Annotated in this window: 21 protein-coding genes and 1 tRNA gene; 12 read left to right on the forward strand and 10 right to left on the reverse strand. The window is 66.4% G+C overall.

Annotated features, from left to right (window positions below):
- Positions 1-136 precede the first annotated feature (136 nt).
- On the reverse strand, positions 137-541 hold the full coding sequence (locus tag IEW87_RS04355) for an arsenate reductase ArsC (protein WP_188711064.1): 405 nt from the start codon (positions 539-541) through the stop codon (positions 137-139).
- Between the two features lie 113 nt (positions 542-654).
- Between IEW87_RS04355 and IEW87_RS04360 the strand changes: the two genes are divergently transcribed.
- Positions 655-1455 carry a DUF1345 domain-containing protein gene (locus IEW87_RS04360; protein WP_188711065.1) on the forward strand — a complete coding sequence of 267 codons (801 nt, stop codon included), beginning with the start codon at positions 655-657 and terminating at the stop codon, positions 1453-1455.
- 83 nt (positions 1456-1538) lie between these two features.
- A complete protein-coding gene (locus IEW87_RS04365) occupies positions 1539-2762 on the forward strand; it encodes a DUF418 domain-containing protein (RefSeq protein WP_188711066.1) in 1224 nt (407 codons plus the stop codon).
- A gap of 112 nt (positions 2763-2874) precedes the next feature.
- On the opposite strand, the gene IEW87_RS04370 is transcribed toward IEW87_RS04365, so the two are convergent.
- The 7 genes from IEW87_RS04370 to IEW87_RS04400 form a co-directional block, all read right to left on the reverse strand.
- A complete protein-coding gene (locus tag IEW87_RS04370) occupies positions 2875-4332 on the reverse strand; it encodes an ABC transporter substrate-binding protein (protein ID WP_188711067.1) in 1458 nt (485 codons plus the stop codon).
- Between the two features lie 231 nt (positions 4333-4563).
- Positions 4564-5349, reverse strand: a complete 786-nt coding sequence (locus tag IEW87_RS04375) for an ABC transporter ATP-binding protein (RefSeq protein WP_188711068.1) — start codon at positions 5347-5349, stop codon at positions 4564-4566.
- Positions 5339-6247, reverse strand: coding sequence for an ABC transporter ATP-binding protein (locus IEW87_RS04380; RefSeq protein ID WP_188711069.1), 909 nt, complete (start codon positions 6245-6247; stop codon positions 5339-5341). The genes IEW87_RS04375 and IEW87_RS04380 overlap by 11 nt, the downstream gene beginning before the upstream one ends.
- Positions 6244-7152 (reverse strand): ABC transporter permease, encoded by a 909-nt coding sequence (locus tag IEW87_RS04385; protein WP_188711070.1) that lies wholly within the window; start codon positions 7150-7152, stop codon positions 6244-6246. Before IEW87_RS04385 ends, IEW87_RS04380 begins: the two co-directional genes overlap by 4 nt.
- On the reverse strand, positions 7149-8138 hold the full coding sequence (locus tag IEW87_RS04390) for an ABC transporter permease (protein ID WP_188711071.1): 990 nt from the start codon (positions 8136-8138) through the stop codon (positions 7149-7151). The genes IEW87_RS04385 and IEW87_RS04390 overlap by 4 nt, the downstream gene beginning before the upstream one ends.
- Before the next feature lie 331 nt (positions 8139-8469).
- Complete coding sequence (locus tag IEW87_RS04395) at positions 8470-9459, reverse strand: ABC transporter substrate-binding protein (RefSeq protein WP_188711072.1); 990 nt, start codon at positions 9457-9459, stop codon at positions 8470-8472.
- A 221-nt stretch (positions 9460-9680) separates the two neighbouring features.
- Positions 9681-9771: transfer RNA gene (locus IEW87_RS04400), tRNA-Ser, on the reverse strand.
- A 159-nt stretch (positions 9772-9930) separates the two neighbouring features.
- On the opposite strand from IEW87_RS04400, the gene IEW87_RS04405 reads away from it, so the two are divergent.
- From IEW87_RS04405 to IEW87_RS04430, 6 genes are all read left to right on the forward strand, one after another.
- On the forward strand, positions 9931-10974 hold the full coding sequence (locus IEW87_RS04405) for a LacI family DNA-binding transcriptional regulator (RefSeq protein WP_229730944.1): 1044 nt from the start codon (positions 9931-9933) through the stop codon (positions 10972-10974).
- Positions 10971-12515, forward strand: coding sequence for a sugar ABC transporter ATP-binding protein (locus tag IEW87_RS04410; RefSeq protein WP_188711073.1), 1545 nt, complete (start codon positions 10971-10973; stop codon positions 12513-12515). Before IEW87_RS04405 ends, IEW87_RS04410 begins: the two co-directional genes overlap by 4 nt.
- A gap of 153 nt (positions 12516-12668) precedes the next feature.
- A complete protein-coding gene (locus IEW87_RS04415; protein ID WP_188711074.1) occupies positions 12669-13673 on the forward strand; it encodes an ABC transporter substrate-binding protein in 1005 nt (334 codons plus the stop codon).
- 108 nt (positions 13674-13781) lie between these two features.
- On the forward strand, positions 13782-15347 hold the full coding sequence (locus tag IEW87_RS04420) for a sugar ABC transporter ATP-binding protein (RefSeq protein WP_188712657.1): 1566 nt from the start codon (positions 13782-13784) through the stop codon (positions 15345-15347).
- Entirely contained in the window at positions 15344-16411 is a 1068-nt protein-coding gene (locus tag IEW87_RS04425; RefSeq protein ID WP_188711075.1) for an ABC transporter permease, read from the forward strand. Before IEW87_RS04420 ends, IEW87_RS04425 begins: the two co-directional genes overlap by 4 nt.
- Positions 16408-17445, forward strand: a complete 1038-nt coding sequence (locus tag IEW87_RS04430) for an ABC transporter permease (protein WP_188711076.1) — start codon at positions 16408-16410, stop codon at positions 17443-17445. The genes IEW87_RS04425 and IEW87_RS04430 overlap by 4 nt, the downstream gene beginning before the upstream one ends.
- Before the next feature lie 361 nt (positions 17446-17806).
- On the opposite strand, the gene katG is transcribed toward IEW87_RS04430, so the two are convergent.
- Complete coding sequence (katG, locus tag IEW87_RS04435; protein ID WP_188711077.1) at positions 17807-20032, reverse strand: catalase/peroxidase HPI; 2226 nt, start codon at positions 20030-20032, stop codon at positions 17807-17809.
- Between the two features lie 153 nt (positions 20033-20185).
- On the opposite strand from katG, the gene IEW87_RS04440 reads away from it, so the two are divergent.
- The 3 genes from IEW87_RS04440 (at position 20186) to IEW87_RS04450 (ending at position 22503) form a co-directional block, all read left to right on the forward strand.
- Entirely contained in the window at positions 20186-20662 is a 477-nt protein-coding gene (locus tag IEW87_RS04440) for a glutaminase (protein WP_188711078.1), read from the forward strand.
- Positions 20663-20800: 138 nt separating this feature from the next.
- Positions 20801-22375, forward strand: a complete 1575-nt coding sequence (locus IEW87_RS04445; RefSeq protein WP_188711079.1) for a sodium-dependent transporter — start codon at positions 20801-20803, stop codon at positions 22373-22375.
- Complete coding sequence (locus IEW87_RS04450; RefSeq protein ID WP_188711080.1) at positions 22372-22503, forward strand: MetS family NSS transporter small subunit; 132 nt, start codon at positions 22372-22374, stop codon at positions 22501-22503. Before IEW87_RS04445 ends, IEW87_RS04450 begins: the two co-directional genes overlap by 4 nt.
- Before the next feature lie 69 nt (positions 22504-22572).
- Here the strand turns inward: IEW87_RS04450 and IEW87_RS04455 are convergent, their stop codons facing one another.
- Entirely contained in the window at positions 22573-23193 is a 621-nt protein-coding gene (locus tag IEW87_RS04455; RefSeq protein ID WP_188711081.1) for a LysR family substrate-binding domain-containing protein, read from the reverse strand.
- Positions 23194-23268: 75 nt separating this feature from the next.
- On the opposite strand from IEW87_RS04455, the gene IEW87_RS04460 reads away from it, so the two are divergent.
- Positions 23269-24228, forward strand: a complete 960-nt coding sequence (locus tag IEW87_RS04460; RefSeq protein ID WP_188711082.1) for an acetylxylan esterase — start codon at positions 23269-23271, stop codon at positions 24226-24228.
- The last annotated feature ends 15 nt before the right edge of the window (positions 24229-24243 follow it).

Consider the following 24243-nt stretch of genomic DNA (forward strand, 5'->3'; position numbering starts at 1 on the left):
GGTTCCCGTATATGTCGAACGAATAGTGGCGATGCCGAGTCGAGCCGCGGGGCCCGCGGTGAGTGCCCGCCGAAGCCCATCCGGTGCGGGGCGCTGACGCTCGCCCGCTGACGTTCCCCCCGCTGACGCGCCCCTGTCAGGCGAGCAGCTCGGCGACCAGCGCCTCGATCCGTCCCTTGATCTCGTCGCGGATCGGCCGTACCTCGTCGATTCCCTGCCCGGCGGGGTCGGTGAGCTCCCAGTCTTCGTAGCGCTTGCCGGGGAAGATCGGGCACGCGTCGCCGCAGCCCATCGTGATGACAACGTCGGAGGCCTGCACGGCGTCGATCGTGAGCACCTTTGGCTGTTCGGCGGTGATGTCGATGCCGTCCTCGCGCATCGCCTCGACCGCGACGGGGTTGATCGCCTCGGCAGGTATGGATCCGGCAGACCGCACCTCGATGCGGCCGCCCGACACGTCGCGGAGATATCCGGCGGCCATCTGCGAGCGACCGGCGTTGTGTACGCACACAAACAGCACGGAGGGCTTCTGATCGGTCATGTCGCGTCCTTCTGGCGGGGTCACAGGTCTACAACACCACGGATCCGCGGAACAGTCCCGCACGAATCTCGCTTCACCGCGCGCTCGTCCGCCGCAGTGCGTACCGTGAAGGGGTGAAGACCACCGATCGCGTCGCGCTGGCCGTTGCAGCGCTCGCGCCGTTTGCCGCGTTCGCGCTGGGCGCGGCCTCGCGGCAGCGCGGCCGGCAGCGCCCGCAGCCGCGCACCGTCCCGCCGAGCCCCGAACCCGAGGATCCGCGGGCGCCGCGCTGGCTCGCATCGCCGTCGCGCCGAAACTGGCTCGCGACGTTCGCGTCGATGCTGCCGCTGGCGGCGTTCATCTGGGTCATCGTGTCGGATCCGGCGCAGCGGGCCGAGGAGTGGAGTCTTCCGGTCGTGATGGTGTTCTGGGGCACGTTCGCGCTCGTGCACTCAGGCCTCACCGTCGCGGCGCTCTGGGGCCTCGAGGGCGCCCGCCTGCATCGCTCAATCGTCCTCGTGAAGCGACGTGACTTCGGCATGACGTCGAGTGCGCGTGCGCTGGCCGTGCAGACGCCGCTCGTCGTGCTCGTCATCGTCGCGGTGATCGTGCTGACCCCGGCGTTCCGCGGCGACCGCTACCTCGTCGCGCTCACGCTCGCCTTCGTCGTGATCGCCTGGATCAACACGGCGCTGCTCTTCGCCGAGAACTACATCGCGCAGGGCAGCCGCGGCCTCGCCTTCCCAGGGGAGGGACGGATCGGGTTCGCGGACTACGTATATTTCTCCCTCGCCGTGCAGATGACCTTCGGCACGTCCGACGTGTCGATCACCGACCGCGCCACGCGTCGCAACGTCACGATCCACGCGACGACGGCCTTCGCGTTCAACACCATCATCATCGCGATGATCGTTTCGTTGCTCGTCACCGGCTGAGGTCGGAACGCGCGGTGCGGGCAGCCCGTGATCAGTGACATTCGTCCTATTGCTCGCGCGGGGCCGTTCGGCACAATGGCACGATGACGGATCACAACGCCACCCTGTCTCGCACGTCGCGAGCGCTCGCGCCTGACGTCTCTCGCGGTCTGATGCTGCTGCTCATCGCGGCTGCGAACGTGTCGTGGTTCCTCTGGGGTCGCGAGTCCGCGCTGACCGGCGCGCACCTGGTGGACGGATCCGCGCTGGACAAGGCCGTGCAGATCCTCATGATGGTCACCGTCGACGGCCGTGCATATCCGCTGTTCGGCTTCCTGTTCGGGTACGGCATGGTGCAGTTCGTCCGCTCGCGGATGGCACGCGGCGTCACCTACCCGCAGACGCGCCGCATGCTCCGGCAGCGACACTGGTGGATGATCGTCATCGGCGCGCTGCATGCCGCGCTGCTGTTTCTCGGCGACATCGTCGCCGCCTACGGCATCGTCGGGCTGCTGCTGGTCTGGCTGTTCTTCGACCGCCGCGACAAAACGCTCTGGGTCTGGGTATGGGTCATCACGGGCGTCTGGACTCTCTTCGCGCTCTTCGGTGCGTTCGGCGGCGTCATGACGAACCTCTTTGCCCCCGAGATGGCGGAATCGGGCGCGGCGTACGCCCCCGACATCCAGGGCATGACCGCCGGCGAGGAGAGCTACGTCGCCAGCATCGTCGGACGACTCGCGATGTGGAGCATGGGCGGCATCACCCAGGGCCTGATCACCACCGTGCCCATCTGCATCCTGCTCGCCTGGCTCGCGGCGCGTCGCGGGGTGCTCGAGGATCCGAGTGCGCACCGTCGCCTGCTGCGGGCCGTCGCGTGGATCGGGATCCCCGTCGGCTGGCTCGGCGGCCTGCCCGCCGCGCTCACGCACGTCGGCGCAATCGGACTGCCTTCCTGGACGTTCTCAGGGCTCACGACGATCACGGGCGCGGCCAGCGCGCTGGGATATGTCGCCGTCTTCGCGTTGCTCGCGGCACGCTGGCAGGAGGCGCCGCCGGCGCCCGTCCGGGCGATCGCGGCGGTCGGCAAGCGCTCGCTGACGTTCTACCTGTTCCAGTCGCTGATCTTCGCGCCGCTGTTCAGTGCGTGGGGCTTCGGTCTCGGCGGCACTGCCGGGACGGCGCTCGCGGTGGGAATCGCGGTCATCGTCTGGATCGTCTCGGTCCCGATCGCCGCCCTGCTCGAACGGCGCGGAGTGCGCGGACCCGCGGAAGCGATGTTGCGCCGCCTGACGTATGCGGGAGTCGGAAACGAGGAAAACCCCGGCTGACTCAGCGAGAGCTCCAGCCTCTTAGGCCCCGCTGATCGCCCGAGAGGAGCTGGAATCGCGACACGACATCGACGACCCCAGCTCCCCATCCGACCTCTTTAATAGACACGCCCTAATCTACGGGCTGCATCGTGGTCCACGAGAGTCGTTCGCGGAATTCCTTGGGCTCGGCATCAGTCCAATTGGTGGTGTTGATAGACGGATCCGCGTTCAGATTCCAGAAGAGCGGCGCGTAATACATCAGCTCGGCCGCACGCTCCTGCAACCTCTTGTAGTGCTCGGCCCGCTCGTCACGGTCAGTGGTGCTCAGCGCGAGAGCCGCTGCCTCGTCGATCTCCGAATCACAGACCCCCGTGGAGTTGGCGTTCGTTCGATCGTCAGGATTGCACGTGAACCAGCGCATCATTCCGACAGACGGCTCCGGACCGAGCCGCTGCGTCGTCACCCCGATGTCATAATCGAAGGTGTCATAAACGCCCTCGAGGTAGACCTGGGACGTCGTGCCCAGGAGCTCCACGCCGATCCCGACCTCTGCGAGCTGTGACTGCATGATGTCGACGGTCGCCGCAAGATCGTCCACGCTCTGGATATAGCGGATACGAAGGGTGAACCGCTTCCCGTCCGCCCCGACAGGGAAGCCCGCTTCGTCCAGCGCCGCGTTAATCGCATCGAGGTCGCGCGGGAAGTCTTCCGCGAAGTCGACCTCCTCGCTTGCCGCCCAGTCCCACGCGTCGGGCATGAAACCGGTGGCAGTCTGGCCACCGATGCCGTACATCGCCTTGTCGACCATCGCGTCCCGGTCGAATGAGGCGAATATCGCGCGGCGTACGGCAGGGTCCGACAGGTACTCGCTGCGTGTGTTGAAGAACACCGGCATGATGCCGGGGAAGTAGCCAGTGCGCCTGAAGTCCGTCTGTTCCGAATCGCGAATACGTTCGAGCGCCGAGGCAGCGACAAGAGTCTCGTCGAGCTCCCCCGCGAACAGCGCTTCCTGACGGGTATTCTCGTCGGCCATCTGCACGAAGTATGCGCGGTCGACCTGCGATTCCCCATCCCAGTAATCGGGGTTCTTCACCAGGACGATTTCCACCCCGGGGTTGTACTCGCCGAACTTCATCGGACCGGTGCCGATGATGCCCGCGTAGTTCGCTTCATTGGTGACGAAGTCCGTCCCCTCGTACAGGTGCTTGGGAAGCATGTATTGCTCTGAAATCACTTCCAGGATGGGACCGAGCGGGTCACTCAGCTTCATAGCCACAGTGTGGTCATCGATGATCTCCACCGTGGTGAGCCGCTTGGTGATCTCCGCGCCCATGATTGCCAGAGGGACGATCTCCTCGAAGTTGAACTTCACGTCCTCTGCGGTGAACGGCTCGCCGTCATGCCAGGTGACTCCTTCCCTGAGGTTGAGGGTCAACGTCAGTGCGTCGTCGCTGAGTTCCCAATCCGTCGCCAGACCCGGGGTGAGTTCGCCCACTCCGGAAGCGAAGATGAGTGGCTCCAGAATCTGGGCGCTGAACGCGGTCGCAGCGTTCCCGGATGCGAATTGAGCGTTGAGCCCGATGCCCATCGGGTCACCGTTCGTGACCCACTTGACATATGTCCGTTCGGCATCCGACGATGCCCCGCCCTCCGACGAGGTGCATCCCGCGATCGCGAGTGACGCGGCGAGTCCTATGGCGAGCAATGCGCCGAACCGTCTCTTGGTGCGACGCGCACGGGGCCGTGTGAGTGTGATTGTCATATCCTGCCTCTCTGCATGGATGTTGATGGGAAAAAGCCAGCTGTGCCGTACCTGCGATCACGTCAACGGCGGTAAGACGGGCGTAGCTTGTAGAAGGTTTTGCGTGTACGGGTGCTCCGGATTGGAGAAGACGGCTTCCGTCGTGCCTTCCTCGACAACCTCACCGGACCGCATGACGTACACGCGGTCGGCGACCTTTTCCACGATCGGTAGATCGTGCGTGATGAATACGTATCCGATGCCGAGCCTGTCCTTGAGGTCGGCCATCACTCGCAGCACGCCGGCCTTGACCGACGCGTCCAGAGCGGACACCGCCTCATCGGCCACGATGATGCGGGGATGGAGGACAAGCGTGCGGGCGATGAGGACCCGCTGGCGCTGCCCACCGCTGAGTTCGTGAGGGAAACGCTCAAGGAAATTCTCAGCCGGGCTGAGCCCTACCTGCTGCAGCGCTTCGATCGCGAGAGCGCGGATCTCCGATTGGCCAGATGTGAGCTTATGAAATCGGATGACCTCGCCGATGGCTTGCTCGACGCGCTTGCGAGGATTCAGCGATCCTGCGGGGTCCTGCAGCACTGCCTGCACGCTCCTGCGGTATGCCCGGTACTCCTGTCGACGCAGCGACCCGATCGGGCGACCATCCAATTCGACCGTGCCGGATGTCACCGAGATGAGATCGAGCAGCATTCGAGCAACTGTGCTCTTCCCGCTCCCGCTCTCTCCCACGATCGCGACGAACTCGCCGGGTCGGGCGTGCAGACTGACGTCTTTAACGGCATGTACTGGCTCCGACCGTTGCCTGGTGTGGAACGTCTTGGAGAGGTTCTTCGCCTCAAGAAGCATGCGCCGTCTCCTCATTCAGGCTTCGACGAAGCTCTGGCGGCATCGAGTACAGTTCTTCCCCGCGCCCCGTCAGACTGCGCACGCTGCGCAGCAGCGCCTTCGTGTAGCGATGCTGCGGGTCAGTGATGACGCGTTCGGTTTTCCCTTCCTCAAGGATTCGCCCGTTGTACATGACGTAGACGCGGTCGGTCATGCCTGCCACGACCGCCAAGTCGTGAGAGATCAGGATCAGGGACGTATCCAGGTCGCGAACGGTCGCGTCGAGCGTCTTCAAGACGCGCTGCTGAACGGTCACATCGAGTGCGGTGGTCGGTTCGTCCGCGAGGATGAGCTGTGGGCGCTTCGCGATGGCGATCGCAACCAGTACCCGTTGGCGCATGCCACCGCTCAGCTCGTGGGGGAACCTCGCGGCCACCTGCCGAGGATTGTCCAGACCTGCTTGCTCCAGGAAGCCATACACTTCTTCCTTCTGCTCGGAGCGCTTCCGTCCACGTTCCGGAGAGAAGGACTCGGCAACCTGACGACCAATTCGCGTGGTCGGGTTCAGGAAGGACATCGGGTCTTGAAAGATCATCCCGACTCGGTGGCGGCGGATCTCAGCCCACTCGGCGGCAGGTGCGCCCAGCATCTCCTTGCCTTCGAAACGAAGCGAACCGGTCACGTCAACGCGAGGAGATCTCGGAAGCAGTCCGGCGATAGCGCGCCCGGTGATCGACTTCCCCGACCCGGACTCGCCGACGATCCCGACCCGCTCCCCGTCGCGGACACGGAGATCGACGCTCCGCACTGCCTCGACCGAGCTGCGCGGACCGGTCGGGAGCACGACACGAAGTCCTTCGATTTCCAGGAGCGGCGGCCGCCCTTCCGACGGTGTGACCGTATCCGTTTGAATACTCACTTGACACGTCCGATCATCGGGTTGAAGGAGTCATTCAGCGCGTCCCCCAGCATGTTCACCGCGAGGACAACGAAGAAGATGCAGGCTCCGGGGAACACTGCGAGCCACCAGCCTTCGCGCATGTGCCCCTGCGCATCGGAAAGCAAAGTGCCCCAACTGGGGTTGTTTGGATCGCCGATCCCGATGAAGGCGAGGCCCGACTCGATGAGAATCGCTCGGCCGACAGTCAACGTCGTGGCGACCAGAACTGGTGGCATGAGATTAGGAATCACATCGGACACGATGATCCGATATCCGGGGAACCCGACCGCGCGGGCCGATTCGACATAGCCCATCTGTGAGATGCGCATCGCCTCGGCACGCACGATGCGCGCTACCCCGGGCCACATCGTCACGGCAAGGATGATGACGATGAGCCACATACCGTCCCCGAGCAATGCTGCGGCAACGATTGCGAGCACGATTGCCGGGAGCACCTGGAAAAACTCCGCGATCTTCACCAGGCCGAGGTCGACGGCCCCACGGTAGTATCCGGCGGCCCCACCAATGACGAGCCCGATGGTCATGCACAGCACGGCAACCGCGAAGCCGACCATCAGCGAGATCCTGCCCCCGTTCGCCACTCGGACGAGGAAGTCACGCCCCAACTCATCCGTACCCAGCAGGTTGTCCGGATTCGGTGCTGACATCACGGGAAACACGGTCATGATCGGGCTCGGTCCGAAGAACGGCACGACCACCACGAAGACAACCATCAATGCCAGGAGGGGGACGAACACAATTGTCGTTGGTTTCCGGATGAACATCGCCCAAGCCATCCGTTGCGCACTCACCCCTCGGCTCGGGGCGGCGTTCTGCGCTCCAGAGGAAATGTCGGGCGTCGCTGCCCGCTGCTGAAGTGTCATGAGGCGGCCACTTTCACTTTCTTGCTCGATGCGAAGCTCTCGCGCACTCGCGGATCCACCAGCCCATAAAGCATGTCCGTGAGGATGTTGACAATGATGATGGTGAAGGTGAGAACGATGACAATGCCGAGAACAACTTGGTTGTTACCGCGCTCGACCGACTCAACGAACATCAGCCCCATGCCGGGCCAGCCAAAGACTCGCTCGGTGACGACTGACCCCGCGACCATGAAGCCCAGGCTGTAGCCGGCCACCGTCACCATCGGCAGCAGCGCATTGGGCAGCGCGTGCCGCCAGAGAACCTCTCGTTCCGTCAGGCCCTTGGACCTCGCCGTATCGATGTAGTCCTGCCCCAGCGACTCGATGACGGACGCGCGCATGATTCGAGTCTTGTAAGCAAGCTCGCTCGTTGCCATCGTCAGCACAGGCAGGATCAAATACTGGACCTGAATGCCTGGCACGCCCCGTGGGCTTGCCCCCTGAATCGGTAGCCATCCGAGTTCAATCGAGAAACTCAGCAGGAGGAGCATTCCCAGCCAGAAGTTGGGAATTGAAAACAGCGCGATCGCGGATCCGGAGATGAAGCTATCCAGCCAACGCTTGCGGGTACGGGCGGCGATTGCGCCGAACACCAGACCGCCGGCGGTGGAAATCAGAAACGCGGGAATTGCGAGCGCCAAGGTCGGTCCGATGCGCTCCAGCACCAGCGTCAGAACGGGGCTCCCGGCATGAAGATAGGAGTAGCCGAGGTTTCCCGTGAGCACATTGCCCATATAGATGAAGTATCGCTCCCACACGGGGCGATCCAGGCCGTAGGTCTGTCGCATTTTTTCGAGGAACTCGTCGGTGACCGGCGTATCCCCCAGAATGGCGTGGACGGGGTCGCCCGGGGATGCCTCGAGCAGGAGAAACAGGACGCTGATAACTACCAGGAATAAGACGAACGACGACAACAGCAGCTTGCTGTAGTGGATCAGCCGCTTCATCGGAGCGTCCCCAGAGGTGCTGACGGTGGCCGCGTTGCGTTCCGTCGTGATCGAATCATGTGACTTCCTTGTCAGAGGGTAAATACTGCGTACGGAGAAGCGGCCTGCGTCTCCGATTCAGCAAATGCGCTTTTCAGGCTACCTGATACGCGGTCGGTCAAACAAGCTTTTTTTCACATACTGAGCAGGCCGTTCACATTAGGGGACATTTTGTGGTGGTGAGACCCCACCGGATGGCTGTCATTACCGCATGCGGGCGCGCATCAAAACCACATTGTGGTGCAGCCGCGTAAAATGCGAACACTCGCCTCGGCTTTGGTGGTGGGTGTCGTCAGCGATCATTGTGACCCCCGAGGGCCTCGGCCAGGACAGATCGGTCAATCAGCTTTGCCAGCTCTTCGCGACTGCGCGGTGCCCGGTGAAGTTCCTTGGCCACCCACACGTCCTCGCGCTCCAGTACATCCAGCATGTCGGGAATTATCTGGACGGGGAACTCCAGCTCCGGCCAGCTCTGTTCAATCTCGTGAAGCGAGAATCCGGAGATATCGGAGATGTGGTCCCAGTAACGCGTGGGCTCTTCCTTCAGCGCTTCACTCGCCTCGGCGACAGCGCGCACATACGCGACGATCGAGCGGCGCTTCTCGGGGTCGGCGAGGTCTTGCGCCCTCGCGTGGAGATTGAACACCTCGCGGTAAAGGTCTCGATCCTGGAAGAGGATCGCATCATCACCCAGCTGCTCAATGGCGTTAACCGGCTCCGGCTCCCAGATGGAGATTGCATCGACTTCTCCGCGGGCGAGATAGCCAGACATCTGCGCCATCCCACCCTGTCCGTCCTTCTCCTTCGCGAGGCCAATGATGTTGACGTCGTCCTCGGTAAGACCGACGGTCTCCAACATCGCCACGAGGAAGTAGTTCGCCGATGTCTTCCGAGGCAGCATGATCGTCTTGCCCTTCAGGTCTGCAGGTGTTTCGATGCCTGCCGATCGACGCCCCACGATCCGGAAGAACCCCTCGGTGACCGTCATGATGATCCTCAGGTCGGAGTTGGTCACCGATTCGCGCAAAAGCTGTGTCTCCGCGTTCGTGGCGAGGTCGGCCTCACCCGACGTGATCCTGGTGATGCCGCCGTCCCCCACGGTCAGGGGTTGAGGGTAGAAATCTCGGGCCGCCACCAGCACGGGCGCGAGCTCGATCCAGTAGACGCCTGAGACAGAGATGGGTGTGAGCGGCTCGTCTACCGCAGCAGTGGGTTCGGGGAGCGTTCGGTCCAGCAAGTTACAACCACCTTGTTGTCGTCCGTGCCGACAGTCCTGTTGCATACCAGGACTTCGACGATGCTCACCATGCGAACATCAATTTCAGTATACGACCGAGGGGTGGGTTTGGCCACGGTGAAAGCGCAAGGACACCATCGGAGGGGGTATCAACCGCCGGATCCGAGACACCCCGTCTGTCACGATCTCAGACTCAGCGGGGAGCACGAGAGAAAGAAAAAGCCCCGCGATCCCAGTTTTTACAAGGGATCGCGGGGCTTCGTTTCTGGCGGTGACGGTGGGATTTGAACCCACGGTAGGGGGTCGCCCTACACGACATTTCGAGTGTCGCACCTTCGGCCGCTCGGACACGTCACCGCGGACAAGCTTACGGCGCGGTGATCGTCGCACAAAATTCACCACCTGGGGATCCGCTGGGGCTCGTCGCGGCGCGCGAGCATCGGCAAGACCACGCATGGGTGATACCGGGAACGAGCCGCACGGAATCGGCCGCCGACCGCGGGATAAGCTGGCGCCGTGAGTAGGAGCGAGGTGACCGACTCGGGTGCGACGAAGCCGAACATTCGGCAGGTCGCGGCCATCGCGGGCGTCTCGCACATGACCGTGTCGCGTGTGCTCAACGACTATCCCCACATCCGCGAGGCGACGCGACGCCGCGTGCTCGACGTGATCGAGGAGCTGGGCTACCGACCGAACATGGCCGCCCGCGCCCTCGCGACGCACCGGACGCAGCGGATCGGCGTGCTCGTCGAGAGCGCCATCGAATTCGGACCCACGAGCATTCTGCGCGCGGTCGAGTCAGCCGCCCGCGGGGCCGGCTACGCGGTCAGTTCGATCGCGGCAGGCGACGGCGACGAGATCAGCCCGCAGGAGGCGGTCGACAACCTGACGGGCCAGGGCATCGACGCCCTGTGCGTCGTCGCCCCGCGCTCCTCGTCAGTCGCTGCCCTGCGCAAGACGTCCATGAGCGTCCCCGTCCTCGTCGTCAAGCCCGACGACGACCCGACGTTCCTCACCGCATCGATCGACCAACAGCAGGGCACGACCCTCGCGGTCGACCACCTCGTCTCACTCGGCCACCGCGACATCCTTCACCTCGCCGGGCCCCTCGACTGGCTCGACGCCCGCGCCCGCGAACGTGCGTTTCACGCGCGGGCGAAGGAGTGGGGAATTCGCCAGCGCCCGATCGTCGTCGGCGACTGGTCGGCCGACTTCGCCTACGACTTCGCCAACGGCATGCGCGAGCTGCCCGAGTACACCGCCGTCTTCGTCGCCAACGACTCCATGGCGGTCGGCCTCATTCACGGCCTCCACGACCGCGGCTTCTCGGTGCCGGACGACCTCAGCGTCGTCGGGTTCGACGACATCCCGCTCGCAGCCCACGTCCTCCCGCCGCTGACCACGGTCACCCAGAACTTCCGCGCACTCGGATCCTCGGTCGTCGACATGCTCCATGCCGCGATCGAACGCCGCGAGATCCCGAAGGTGACACGGATCCCGACCGAGCTCATCGCGCGCGGATCGAGCGCGGCCGCAAGGCGAGGGGCGGATCCACGATGAGGGGACCGCTCGTCGAGATGACGTCGGTCGTGGTCGAGTTCGCCAGCCGACGGGCGCTCGACAGTGTCGACCTGACGATCCATCCCGGCGAGGTCCACGCGCTCATGGGCGAGAACGGCGCGGGCAAATCGACGCTCATCGGCGCGCTCACGGGCACGCACCCGATTCGCTCCGGATCCGTCCTCATCGCGGGCGAGGCGCGCACACCGACGGGCGTGGCCGACGCCCGCGCGGACGGCATTGCGACCGTGTTCCAGGAGACCCACCTCACGCCGAACCTCACGGTCGTCGAGAACGTCATGCTCGGCAACGAGGTGCGCGGCCGGTTCGGCATCGACTGGACGGCGAACCGCGAGCGCACCGCGGAGGTGCTCGCGCAGCTCGGGTTGAGCGACCTCGACCCACGGGCGCGCCTGTCGTCGCTGTCGCCCGCCGTCGCGCAGCTCGTCGCGGTCGCGCGCGCCCTGGTGCTGAAACCACGGATCCTCGTGCTCGACGAGCCGACGTCGAGCCTCGACGCGGAGGAAGCGCGCACGCTGCTGCGGATCGTGCGGCGTCTGCGCGACGCGGGTACCGCGATCCTGTTCGTCTCGCACTTCCTCGAGCACGTGCTCGCCGTCGCCGACCGGCTCACTGTGCTGCGCGCGGGCCGCGTGGTTGCCGAATACGACGCCGCGGATGTCGAGCGCGCCGAGCTCATCTCGAACATGATCGGCGAGGACATCGACGCCCTGCGCGAGCTGCGCTCCGACCGCCTCGCCCATCACTACGCACCCGGCGGCCCCGCCATGCTGCACGCGCGCGAGCTCGGCCGGCGCGGCGTGCTGGATCCGACCGACCTCGAGCTCTCCCGCGGCGAGGTCGTGGGCGTCGCGGGGCTGCGCGGATCCGGACGCACCGAGCTCGCGCGGCTCGTGGGTGGCGTCGATCGCGCCGACTCCGGCGAACTGTGGCTGGACGGAAAACGCGTGCGTCTTCGCAGCCCGGGCGCGGCGCTGCGCCACCGGATCGCACTGTCGACTGAGAACCTGCGCGAGGAGGGCGTGATCGGCGGCCTCACTGCGCGCGAGAACATCATGCTCGCGCTGCAGGCGATGCGCGGATGGTCGCGTCCCCTCTCGCGCGGCGAGCAGGACGCGCTCATCGACACCTATCTCGACGCGCTCCACCTGGCGGCGGACGACCTCGACCGCCCCGTCGAGACGCTGTCCGGCGGCACCCAGCAGAAGGTGATGCTCGCGCGCCTCCTCGCGACGCGACCCCACGTGCTGATCCTCGACGAACCCACCCGCGGGATCGACATCGGAGCGAAAGTCGACATCCAGCGACGCATCGCCAAGCTCGCGGGGGAGGGCGTCGCGGTCGTATTCATCTCCTCAGAGCTAGAGGAGGTCGTGCGCATCAGCGACCGGATCGTGGTGCTCAAGGACCGCGAGAAGATCGGCGAAATGTCGAACGGCCCCGGCGTCACGGTCGACACGATCGTCGAGATGATCGCGGCCGACCTCGCGGGCGAGGGCTTCGGCGGCATCGACGCGTAACGGCGCGATGTTCCGAACACGGTCTTGCTCTTCCCCGATTGTTCCCGGTAACATTCCGGGAACGACGCACCTGTCGTCACAGCAACCCACAGCGGATCCGAGAGCGGTCCGCGCACCCGGGCGCCCTGAGCCCGTGTTCTCGAGGAGGAGAATATGTCCGCACGCACGCGCATCATCAAGGCGGCTGGCATCGCCGCTGCCGGAGTCCTGGCACTGGGCCTCGCGTCCTGCGCCGGTGGCGGGGGCGACGACGGAGGAGGCGGGGATGGCGGCGACGAGCTGACGACCGTCGGCTTCGTCGCGGTCGGCCCCGAGGGCGACTGGCGCGCCGCCAACGAGACGAACATCCAGGACACGTTCACGGAGGATGCCGGGTACGAGCTGAAGTACGCGCCCGCTGCGAACCTCGACCAGAAGTCGCAGATCGACGCCTTCACGTCGTTCGTCGACGAGGGCGTCGATGTCATCCTGCTGTCGGCGACCGAGGGGTCCGGCTGGGAAGACTCGCTCGAGCGCGCGCAGGAGGCGGAGATCCCCGTCATCCTCATCGACCGCGGCATCGAGCCCGACAACACCGACCTCTACGTCACGCGCATCGCGCCCGATAACCCACAGGTGGCCGCCGGCGTCGCCGAGTGGGCCGTGAGCGAGTTCCCGGACGGCGCGAACTACTTCGTGCTCGAGGGGCCCGCGGGCGTCTCCGTCGTCAACGAGCGCAACGAGGGCTGGGACTCGGTCATGGACTCCGAGTCCGGATTTACCAAGCTCGGTGCGCAGACCGCGAACTGGTCGACTGAGGAGGGCAAGAGCGTCTTCGAGACCGTGCTCAAGTCGAACGACAACGACGTGCAGCTGCTGTTCGCGCAGAACGACGAGATGGGGCTCGGCGCCATCCAGGCCGTCGAAGAGGCGGGCCTCACGCCCGGCGAGGACGTCAAGATCGCGACGATCGACGGCACGAGGGGGGCGATGGAAGCGCTCGCCGCCGGCGAGCTCAGCTTCGTCGCGGAGTACAACCCGCTCTTCGGTGACACCGCCCTCGACGCGGTCGAGAAGGCCCTCGCGGGTGAGAGCGTCGAGCCGTACATCATCGTGCCGAGCGAGACGTTCGATTCGCCCGAGGCTGCCGAAGAGGCGCTGCCCGAGCGCGAGTACTGATCCGCGTCCGTCCCTGACAGACCGACCCCGCCCCGAGGGGTGCGGGCCCACGCGGCCCGCACCCCCGACCCGCCTCGCCATGCGCGAGGATGAGATGTGGAGGACGCGATGACGCAGTCGCAGCCGATCGTCGAGATGACCGGCATCACGATCACCTTTCCCGGCGTGAAGGCGCTGGACGAGGTCGACTTCCGCCTGTTCCCCGGCGAGGTGCACACCCTCATGGGAGAGAACGGCGCCGGCAAGTCGACGGCGATCAAGGCCCTCACCGGCGTCTATCGCATCGATGGCGGCGAGATCCGGATCAACGGCGAGGCACGCCGCCTCTCCGGGACAGCGGACGCGCAGGCCGCTGGCATCTCGACCGTCTACCAAGAGGTCAACCTCTGCACCAACCTCACGATCGGTGAGAACGTGATGCTCGGGCAGGAGATCCGCGGCCTGCTCGGCATCGACTGGCACGCCACGCACCGCGCCGCGCGCGAGGCGCTCGCGAAGCTCGGCCTCGGCCACCTCAATCCGCGCCAGTCGCTCTCGACGCTGCCGCTCGCACTGCAGCAGCTCGTCGCGATCAGTCGCTCGGTCGTGGCGGAGTGCAAAGTGCTGATCCTCGACGAGCCGACCTCGAGCCTCGACGCCGCCGAGGTCGAGCAGCTGTTCGGCGTCATCCGGCGACTGCGCGACGAGGGCGTCGCGATCCTCTTCGTCTCGCACTTCCTCGACCAGGTCTACGCCATCAGCGACCGCCTCACCGTCCTGCGAAACGGCCGCTTCGTCGGCGAATACCTGACACCGGACATCCCTCGAGCCGCCCTCATCTCGAAGATGATCGGCAAGGACGCTGCCGCGCTCGCCGCGGTCGAGGCGCGCGGCGCCCGCCGCGCCGCCGCCGAGGGAGACCCGGTCTACTCGGCCGTCGGCATCGGCAAGAAGGGCATGCTCGAGCCGCTCGACCTCGAACTGCACCGCGGCGAGGTCGTCGGCGTCGCCGGCCTGCTCGGATCCGGCCGCACCGAACTCGCGCGCCTCGTCTACGGGGCCGACAAGCCCGACGCCGGCGAGGTGCGCCTGCGCGGCCGCGCCGCCGACATCACCAAGCCTGCCGCCGCGCTGGCGAAGGGCATCGCGTTCTCCAGCGAGAACCGGCGCGACGAGGGCATCATCCGCGACCTCAGCGTGCGCGAGAACATCATCCTCGCCGTCCAGGCGAAGCGCGGCTGGGCCCGGCCTCTGCCGCGCCGCGAGCAGGACGAGATCGTCGGTCGCTTCATCGCAGCCCTCGGCGTGCGCCCGGCCGACCCGGAGCGTCCGATCGGCAACCTCTCCGGTGGCAACCAGCAGAAGGCGCTCCTCGGGCGCTGGCTCGCGACCGAACCTGACATCCTCATCCTCGACGAGCCCACGCGCGGCATAGACGTCGGCGCCAAGGCCGAGATCCAGGAGTACGTCGCCCGCCTCGCCGACGACGGCGTCTCGGTCGTGTTCATCTCGTCCGAGGTCGAAGAGGTCGTGCGGTTGAGTGACCGCATCGTCGTGATGAAGGACCACAAGAAGATCGCGGAGATCGACGGCGGGCCCGACGTCTCGGCGGACGCTATCGTCAGCATCATCGCCGAGGAGTCTTCCGACGGCGGGGGAGAGCGCGAGATCTCGCGCGAGGAGGTCACCTCGTGAACGACACGCCCACCGGTCCGCTCGCCGCGCTGACGGGGATCCTGAAGCACCACTACGTATGGGGCATCGCCGCGATCGTCGTGCTGCTCGCGATCAACCTCGCCGGCGACCCGAGCTACCTCGCCATCACGGTCAGTGAGCGCGGCAACCTCGTCGGCAACGTCATCGACATCCTGCGCGCCGCCGCACCCATCATGATGATCGCCGTCGGCATGTGCCTCGTCGTGGCGACGAAGGGCATCGACCTGTCGGTCGGATCCGTCATGGTCGTCGCCGGCGCCGTCGCGATGGAGTACCTCGCCGCCGCCGCGCCCGACTCGGTCGGTGCCGCCCTCGTGGCCGTCGGCCTCGTCATCCTCGTGAGCGCCGCGCTCGGCGCCGTCAACGCGATCCTCGTCTCGGTGGTCGGGCTGCAGCCATTCATCAGCACGCTCATCATCATGCTCGCCGGCCGCGGGCTCGCGAAGGTCATCACGGCGGGGCAGAACACGTCCGCGAACAACGACGCGTTCTCGTGGATCGCGAACGGCCGCGTCTTCGGCTTCCCCGTCATCTTTCTCATCGCTCTCGCGCTCGTGATCCTCGTCGGTCTGCTCGTGCGCCGCAGCGCGCTCGGGCTGATGCTCGAGGCGATCGGCATGGACGCGCAGGCCGCGCGCCTTGCCGGCGTCAATCGCCGCGCGCTGCTGTTCACGGTCTACATTCTCGGCGGGATCCTTGCGGGCATCGCGGGCGTGTTCGCCACCGCGAGCGTGATGACCGTGGACGTCTCGCGCACGGGTTACCAGCTCGAGCTCGACGCGATCCTCGCGGTCGTCATCGGCGGCACGTCACTCGCGGGCGGCAAGTTCAACATCACGGGCGCGACCTTCGGCGCGATCCTCATCGCCACCCTCGACAAGACCGTCGTGTTCCTCGGCATCTCGTCGTCGGCGACGCCCGCGTTCAAGGCGATCATCATCGTCGCGCTCGTTCTGCTGCAGTCCGAGCGCGTGCGTCGCGCGTTCCGGAGGCGACGGATCCTGAGACCGGCCGCTGAGAAGAAGGAGGAGGTCGCCGCATGAGCTCGCTCACCGCGCCGCCCGCGCCGCTGGGCACTAACGAGCGCCTGCCGCTCCGCAAGCGCCTCGCGCTGCACCTCGACGCGCTCCCGACGGTGGCGTCGATCCTCATTTTCGTCGGCATGGTCGTGTTCGGTGAGCTGGCCTACGGCCGGATTCTGCAGTTCAACACGATCTCGAATCTGCTGATCAACAACGCGCACCTCGTCATCCTGGCTGTCGCGCTGACGTTCGTGATCGTGACCGGCGGCATCGATCTGTCTGTCGGGTCCGTCATCGCCGTCAGCAGCGTCGCCGGCGTCATGCTGTTGAACGCGGGATGGAACCCGTGGCTCGTTGCCGTGCTGATGATCCTCATCGGCGCGCTCTCGGGGGTGATCGCCGGCGTTCTTGTGCAGTACTTCAACGTGCAACCGTTCATCGCGACGTTGGCGATGATGTTCCTCGGCCGCGGGCTCGCGTCGATCCTCAGCACCGTGCCCGAGCGCGTCCCCGATGACTCGGCACTCATGCTCCTCGGCGAGAAGCTCAAGCTCTACGACGGGCCGAAGGTCAACGACATCGTCATCACCCCCGGCGTGATCATCGCGGCGCTCGTCGTGATCATCTCGTTCTTCGTGCTGCACCGCACGCGCATGGGCCGCACGGTCTACGCGATCGGCGGATCCGAACCATCGGCGGCGCTGATGGGCCTGCCCGTCGCCGCGACGAAGGTGTGGGTGTACGTCATCAGCGGTGGCCTGTCCGGTCTCGCGGCGGTCGTCTACACAGCGCGGCTCGGCAGCGCGCAGAACATCACGGGCATCGGGTGGGAGCTCGACGCGATCGCCGCCGCCGTCATCGGCGGAACGCTGCTCACCGGCGGAGCGGGCTACGTGCTCGGATCCGTCGTCGGTGCGCTCGTGCTGGGACTGATGATCGTGCTGATCACCCGCGACGGATCCGTGCCGCCGGAGGCGACGACGATCATCACCGGCGGGATCCTCCTGCTGTTCGTGCTGCTGCAGCGCGCCGTGACCCGCCGCCAGCGCGAATAGCTGTCCGGGCACAGCAAAGGGCGGTGCGAGAAACGAATCTCGCACCGCCCTTTCGCGCGCTCAGCGCAGAGTCAGTACGCCTCGCCCTCGGCCTGCGAGGGGTGCTTCTCGAACCACAGCGGGCGGCCGAGGAAGAGGTCTGCGTCGGTGTCGTAGAGGGTGTCAACCATGATGCTCTCCTTCATTGGAACGTCACGAGATAAGTCTTATTGCTTCGATCATGCGCGACGAACAAGGGGTTTGAAGGGGGTGAATGCGGTTAAGAACACCGAAATTTACGGATCCGGCATGAGAGTCGCTTCCAGACACCACAGGGGCCGCCCCGCGCGATGCGGAGCGGCCCCTGTCGTGAAAAGGCGACTTAGCTCAGGTCGAAGCGGTCGTTCTCCATGACCTGTGCCCAGGCCGACACGAAGTCCTGCACGAACTTCTCCTTCGCGTCGTCCGACGCGTAGACCTCGGCGATTGCGCGCAGCTCGCTGTTCGAGCCGAACAGTAGGTCCACGCGGCTGCCGACCAGGCCGGTGCTCGACGTGAACGTCTGTCCGTCAGCCGCCGGCGTCCAGTCCAGCCCATTCACGAGCAGCTTCACGAAGAAATCATTCGTGAGGGCGCCCGGGGTATCGGTGAACACGCCGATGTTGGAGCCGTCCCAGTTATTGCCCAGCACGCGCAGACCACCGACGAGCGCCGTCATCTGCGGCGCGCTCACGCCGAGGTGGTTGGCGCGGTCGATCAGCAGGTACTCGCTCGGCAGGTCGATCGTGCGGCTGTCGTAGTTGCGGAAGCCGTCCGAGACGGGCTCGAGCCAGTTGAACTGCTCGGGATCCGTCTGCTCCTGCGTCGCGTCCACACGGCCCGGGGTGAAGGGCACCTGGACCTCGACGCCCGCGGCCGAGGCCGCCTGCTCGACGCCCACGCCACCGGCGAGGACAACCACGTCGGCGAACGACAGGCCAGAGGTCTCAGCGACCTCTTCGAGCTTCGCGATGACCGGCTTCAGCTCGGCCGGCTGGTTGACCTTCCAGCTGACCTGCGGCTCGAGGCGGATCCGGCCGCCGTTCGGGCCACCGCGCTTGTCCGAGCTGCGGAACGTCGCCGCCGCCTTCCATGCGGTCGACACGAGCTGCTGCACCGTGAGACCTGCCTCGGCGACGAGCTTGCGCGCCTCGGCGATCGACGCGTCGTCGGTCGCGGCGGTCTGCTCGGGCAGCGGATCCTGCCAGATGAGGTCCTCTGCGGGGACCTCGGGGCCGAGGTAGCGCGACTTGGGGCCCATGTCACGGTGCGTCAGCTTGAACCAGGCGCGGGCGAACGCGTCCGTGAACGCCTGCTGGTCGTTGCGGAAGTGCATCGAGATCTCGCGGTAGGCCGGGTCCTCGCGCAGCGCGATGTCGGTCGTGAGCATGCGCGGCTCGCGGCGATCCGGGCCCTGTGCCATCGGCACCATGTCGGCGCCGCCGCCGTCCTTCGGACGCCACTGCTTGGCGCCCGCGGCCGACTCGAAGAGCTCCCACTCGTAAGCGAACAGGATGTGGAAGAACTCGTTGTCCCAGCGCGTCGGGTGGTAGGTCCAGGTGACCTCGAGGCCGGATCCGACGGTGTCGTTTCCTCCCCGACCGTCGCCGTAGCCCTGCTTCCAGCCGAGACCCTGCTGCTCGAGCGGTGACGCCTCGGGATCCGGGCCCTGACGGTCGTCGGGGTGCGCGCCGTGGGTCTTGCCGAACGTGTGACCACCGGCGATGAGCGCGACGGTCTCCTCGTCGTTCATGCCCATGCGCGCGAAGGTCTCACGCGTGTCCTGGGCCGCGAGGAGCGGATCCGGGTTGCCGCCCGGGCCCTCGGGGTTGACGTAGATGAGGCCCATCTGCGTCGCCGCGAAGGGGGCGTCGAGCTCGCGGTCGCCCTGGTAGCGTTCGGCGTCGAGCCAGACCTTCTCCGGGCCCCAGTACACGTCATCGTCCGCTTCCCAGACGTCGACGCGGCCGCCGCCGAAGCCGAAGGTCTCGAAGCCCATCGACTCCAGAGCGACGTTGCCGGCGAGGATGAACAGGTCGGCCCACGAGATCTGCTGGCCGTACTTCTGCTTAACGGGCCAGAGCAGACGCCGTGCGCGGTCGAGCAGGACGTTGTCCGGCCATGAGTTCAGCGGTGCGAACCGCTGCATGCCGGATCCGCCGCCGCCGCGGCCGTCGTGCGACCGGTACGTGCCGGCCGAGTGCCAGGCCATGCGGACCATCAGCGGACCGTAGTGGCCGAAGTCGGAGGGCCACCAGTCCTGCGAGGTCGTCAGCGTCTCGGTGATGTCGGCCTTGAGCGCGTCGAGGTCGAGGCTCTCGAAGGCCTTCTTGTAGTCGAAGTCGCCGCCCAGCGGGTTCGCCACCGGCTGGTTCTTGGCGAGGATCTTGAGGTTCAGGCGGTTCGGCCACCACTCGGCGTTCGCGCTGCCCTTCGTCGGGTGCACGCGCGTGCCCGACGTCGCGACGTCGCCGTCGTGCGTGTAGTCGCCCGCGACGGTCGGGCTCTCCTGTGCGGCGGAGTCACCGGATCCATACCCGAAGGGGCATGTGCCATTGCTTTCAGTCATTGTTGCCTTTCGTGGACGACGGGGCCGAAGATTTGAATGACTCAATTCTAGCGCATGCGGGGGCAGAGGCTCGACGCCGGGTGGCCGATCATGAGGGAGCCGTCAGGCGGCGCGACCTGACGCCGCTTTGCCCGCTTTCGTTAGGTTGTTGGCATGGAGGATCTGCCCACCCTGCTGCGCGAGACGCGCGAGCGACTGGCCGCCGTGCCGCGCGCGCGACTCGGTGAGGTGCGTGGTCCCGGCCGGATCCGTCGCCTGTTCGGGGGCCGCCCCGTCATCGCGCCCGCCGACAAGGTCTGGCACCTCGGCGTGCTGCTCGTGGGGGAGGCGGACGTCTGGGCGACAGGCACGGTGCTGCGCGCCGAGCGCGAGGTGATCCGCGGTTACTCCGCCGAGTCACAGCGCGAGCGCGCCGTCATCCGCGGCATGGCGTTCCGCGGCGGCTTCGCGACCGGTGAGACATTCCACGTCGAGTGGTCGCCGATCGACGTCGAGCGCATCACGAGCGGCGGATCCTCGGGTCCGGTCACCTGGGACGGCGAACGCCTCATGCTGCGCTGGTCGCCGGCCGGATTCCTCACGCCGCTCGCGGACTATCTCGACGAGCGGATCCGCCTCGCGCAGGGCTGAGCAGCCTGCGAGGTTCGTCGCAACACGCGACGCCCGATCGTGGGCAGATCTTCCCTTGAGGGCCGTTCATAGCTATCTTTTGGGCACGACGACGTTCACAGGATATTCATGGCGTCGACGATCTGACCAAGGAGAAGCATGTCTCGAGCACAGCCCGCAACGGGCGCGATTCCCGAGCGCGAGCAGTGGACAGGGCAGGTCGGGTTCATCCTGGCCGCCGTCGGGTCCGCGGTCGGCCTCGGCAATATCTGGCGCTTTCCCGGCGTCGCGTATGAGTCCGGTGGAGGCGCGTTCCTCATTCCGTACCTCGTCGCGCTCATCACCGCCGGTATCCCGATCCTCTTCCTCGACTACGCCATCGGTCACCGCTTCCGCGGATCCGCACCACTTGCGCTGCGTCGCCTCGGCGGCAAGCTTGGCGAGGGGATCGGCTGGTTCCAGGTCACGATCGCTGCGCTGATCGCGATCTACTACACGGGCGTCCTCGCCTGGGCGGCCAGCTATTTCGTCTTCTCGTTCGACCAGAAGTGGGGTGACGACCCGACCGGTTTCTTCGTCGGCGAGTACCTGCAGGCCTCGGACGGCGCGACGACGCCGTTCACATTCGACTTCGTGCCGGGCGTGCTCATCCCGCTCGTGCTGATGTGGATCGTCACTCTCGTGATCCTCGGCGCCGGCGTCGTCAAGGGCGTGCAGCGCGCGAACGTCATCATCATTCCGTTGCTCGTGGTCGCGTTCGTCGCCCTCGTCGTGCGGGCGCTGTTCCTGCCGGGCGCTCTCGAGGGCCTCAACGAGTTCTTCACGCCCGACTTCGCGGCACTCGCGGATCCGGGTGTGTGGGTGGCCGCTTACGGGCAGGTGTTCTTTTCGCTGTCGATCGCCTTCGGCATCATGATCACCTACGCCTCCTACCGACGTCGCCGGTCGAACATGACCGGCGCCGGTCTCGTCGTCGCGTTCGGAAACTCGTCGTTCGAGATCCTCGCCGGCATCGGCGTCTTTTCGACGCTCGGCTTCTTCGCCTTCCAGCAGGGGGTTGGTGTCGGCGATCTCGAGGGCCTCTCGGGCGTCGGCCTGGCGTTCATGACGTTCCCCGCGATCGTCAGCGAGATGCCGGGCGGCGGGTGGACCGGCGCGCTGTTCTTCGGCACGCTGACCCTCGCGGGACTGACCTCGCTGATCTCGATCCTCGAGGTCGTCATCGCCGCGATCCGCGACAAGTTCGGCATGACGCGCGCTCAGGCGGTCGGAGGAATCGGCCTGCTCGCCGTGATCTCGATCGTGCTGCTCGGCACCTCGTCGGGCCTCATCGCGCTGGACACTATCGACCAGTGGACGAACAACGTCGGCATCGTGGCGGGCGCGATCTTCATGACGATCATCGTGATCTGGGTGAAGCGCCGCGGCGGAGAGCTGTCGAAGCACCTCAGTGCGGTCTCGACGTTCAAGGTCGGTCGCCTGTGGGTGCTGCTGACCGGCCTCGTCGCACCGGCCGTGCTCATCTACATCCTCGTCGCGAAGCTCATCGACCTCGCGACAAACGGCTACGAGGGGTACGCGACGTGGTACCTCGGCGTCGCCGGATGGGGATCCATCGGCCTCGCGATCCTCGCCGCGATCGTGCTGCCACTCGTGACGTGGCGCAGCGATCCCGACGAGTTCACCGCGTGGCCCACCAATGAACAGCTACAGGTGAAGGGAGGCCGGCGATGACTCCCATCGCGATCGTGTTCCTCGTGATCTCGGCCGTCGTGGTCTGGGGAGGCCTGATCGGAAGCATCGGCTTCCTCACGGCCCGTCCCGAGGTCGACGCATATCCCGAGGGCGAAAACACGCCCTGACGAAGGTGAAGGGGGCGTGCGGATCCGTGTGGTCCGCACGCCCCGTTCTGCGTGCCCGCGGCGGCGATCTCAGCGCGAGGAGCGCGCGGTGCGGCCGCGGGTGATGCCGACGAACGCCTGGATGTCGTCGGCGTCCCGCTCGCGCAGCCAGGCGAGGACGACCGGCGACGCCGGCGCCGCGGGCAGCCGCCGAAACGTGACGTCCTTGCGGTGATGCAGGCGCGCAAGCGACATCGGCACGACGGTGATCCCGACGCCCGTCGCGACCGTGGCGATGGCATCGGCTGTCGTGGGCACCGGATCGAAATTCGGCGCGACGGTCGGCAGGTCGAGCGGGCCGAACACGTCATCGAGCGGCGTGAGGAGCGTCTCGCCAGCGAGGTCGTCCGGGCGCAGCTCCTCGGCGACCGTGAGGTGCGAGTCGACGCTCATCACGACGACCGCGTCCTCGTCGTAGAGGGCGACGCGGTGCAGATCGTCATCCGAGACGCGCCCGCGGCAGATCGCCACGTCGACCTCGCGGGAGCGGATGGCGCGGAGCTGATCGGCCGCATCGAGCGGCACCAGCTCAAGCGGCTGTCGCGGGTGCTGTTCGCGCCAGCGCTCGATCCACTTTCCCGGTGTCGCGCCCGGCACCGCGCCGAGCCGCAGGATCGTTGCGCCTGCGTGTGATCCGGTCGCGTCGGCCATCCCCTCAGCCTATGCCCCGACGCCGTTCGTAAGGGGGCGGGGACCCGCTACGCTCACTCTGACGAAAGGATCCCGATGGTGCACTTCGATCTGTCCCTGGCCGAGCTCCGCGCACACCGCTCGGACGTCACGCCCCCGAGCGACTTCGACGCGTTCTGGGAGAGCACCATCGAGGGCAGTCGCGCGGCCCACGGTGAGACGTACGCCCGCGACGTCGACAACGGCTTCACCCTCGTCGACACGAGTGACATCACCTTTTCGGGCTTCGCGGGCGATCCGATCAGCGCCTGGTACCACCGGCCGGCGAGGGACGCTCCGACCGCCGTCGTCGTCGAGTTCATCGGATACTCCGGCGGACGCGGCTACGCGCACCAGGCTTCCGACTGGGCGCTCGCTGGCTACGCGCACCTCAAGGTCGATACGCGCGGTCAGGGGTACGGCGAGTTCTCGCCGGGCGACACGGCCGACCCGCACGGGTCCGAGCCCGCGACCCCAGGCAGCATGACGCGGGGGATCCGCTCGCCCGAGACCTACTTCTATCGTCGCGTGTTCACCGACGCGGTGCGCGCCGTCGACGTCGCGCACGAGCTCGCGCCGGACCTGCCGGTCTTCGTCGCTGGCGTCAGCCAGGGCGGCGGCATCGCGACGGCCGCGGCGGCGCTCGGCGCCGATGTCGCCGGATCCCTCATCGACGTGCCGTTCCTCAGCGACTTCCCGCGCTCGACGTCGATCACGAACGCGGCGCCGTACTCGGAGATCGTGCGCTATCTCGTCGCGCACCGCGACCGGATCGAGGAGACCTTCCGCACGCTGAGCTACTTCGACGGCGTGAACCTCGCCACCCGCGCGAACGTGCCGACGCTGCACTCGGTCGCTCTCATGGACGAGATCTGTCCGCCGTCGACCGTGTTCGGCGCGTTCAACAACTGGGCGCACGACGACAAGCACATTGAGCACTACGCATACAACGGCCACGAGGGCGGCGGCGCGCTGCACCGTCGCGTGCAGCTCGATTGGCTGCGCGATCGCGTGTGAGCCGCGGGACGTCAA

Origin of the sequence: Microbacterium faecale, from assembly GCF_014640975.1 — a bacterium.
GTDB classification, from domain to species: Bacteria; Actinomycetota; Actinomycetes; order Actinomycetales; family Microbacteriaceae; genus Microbacterium; species Microbacterium faecale.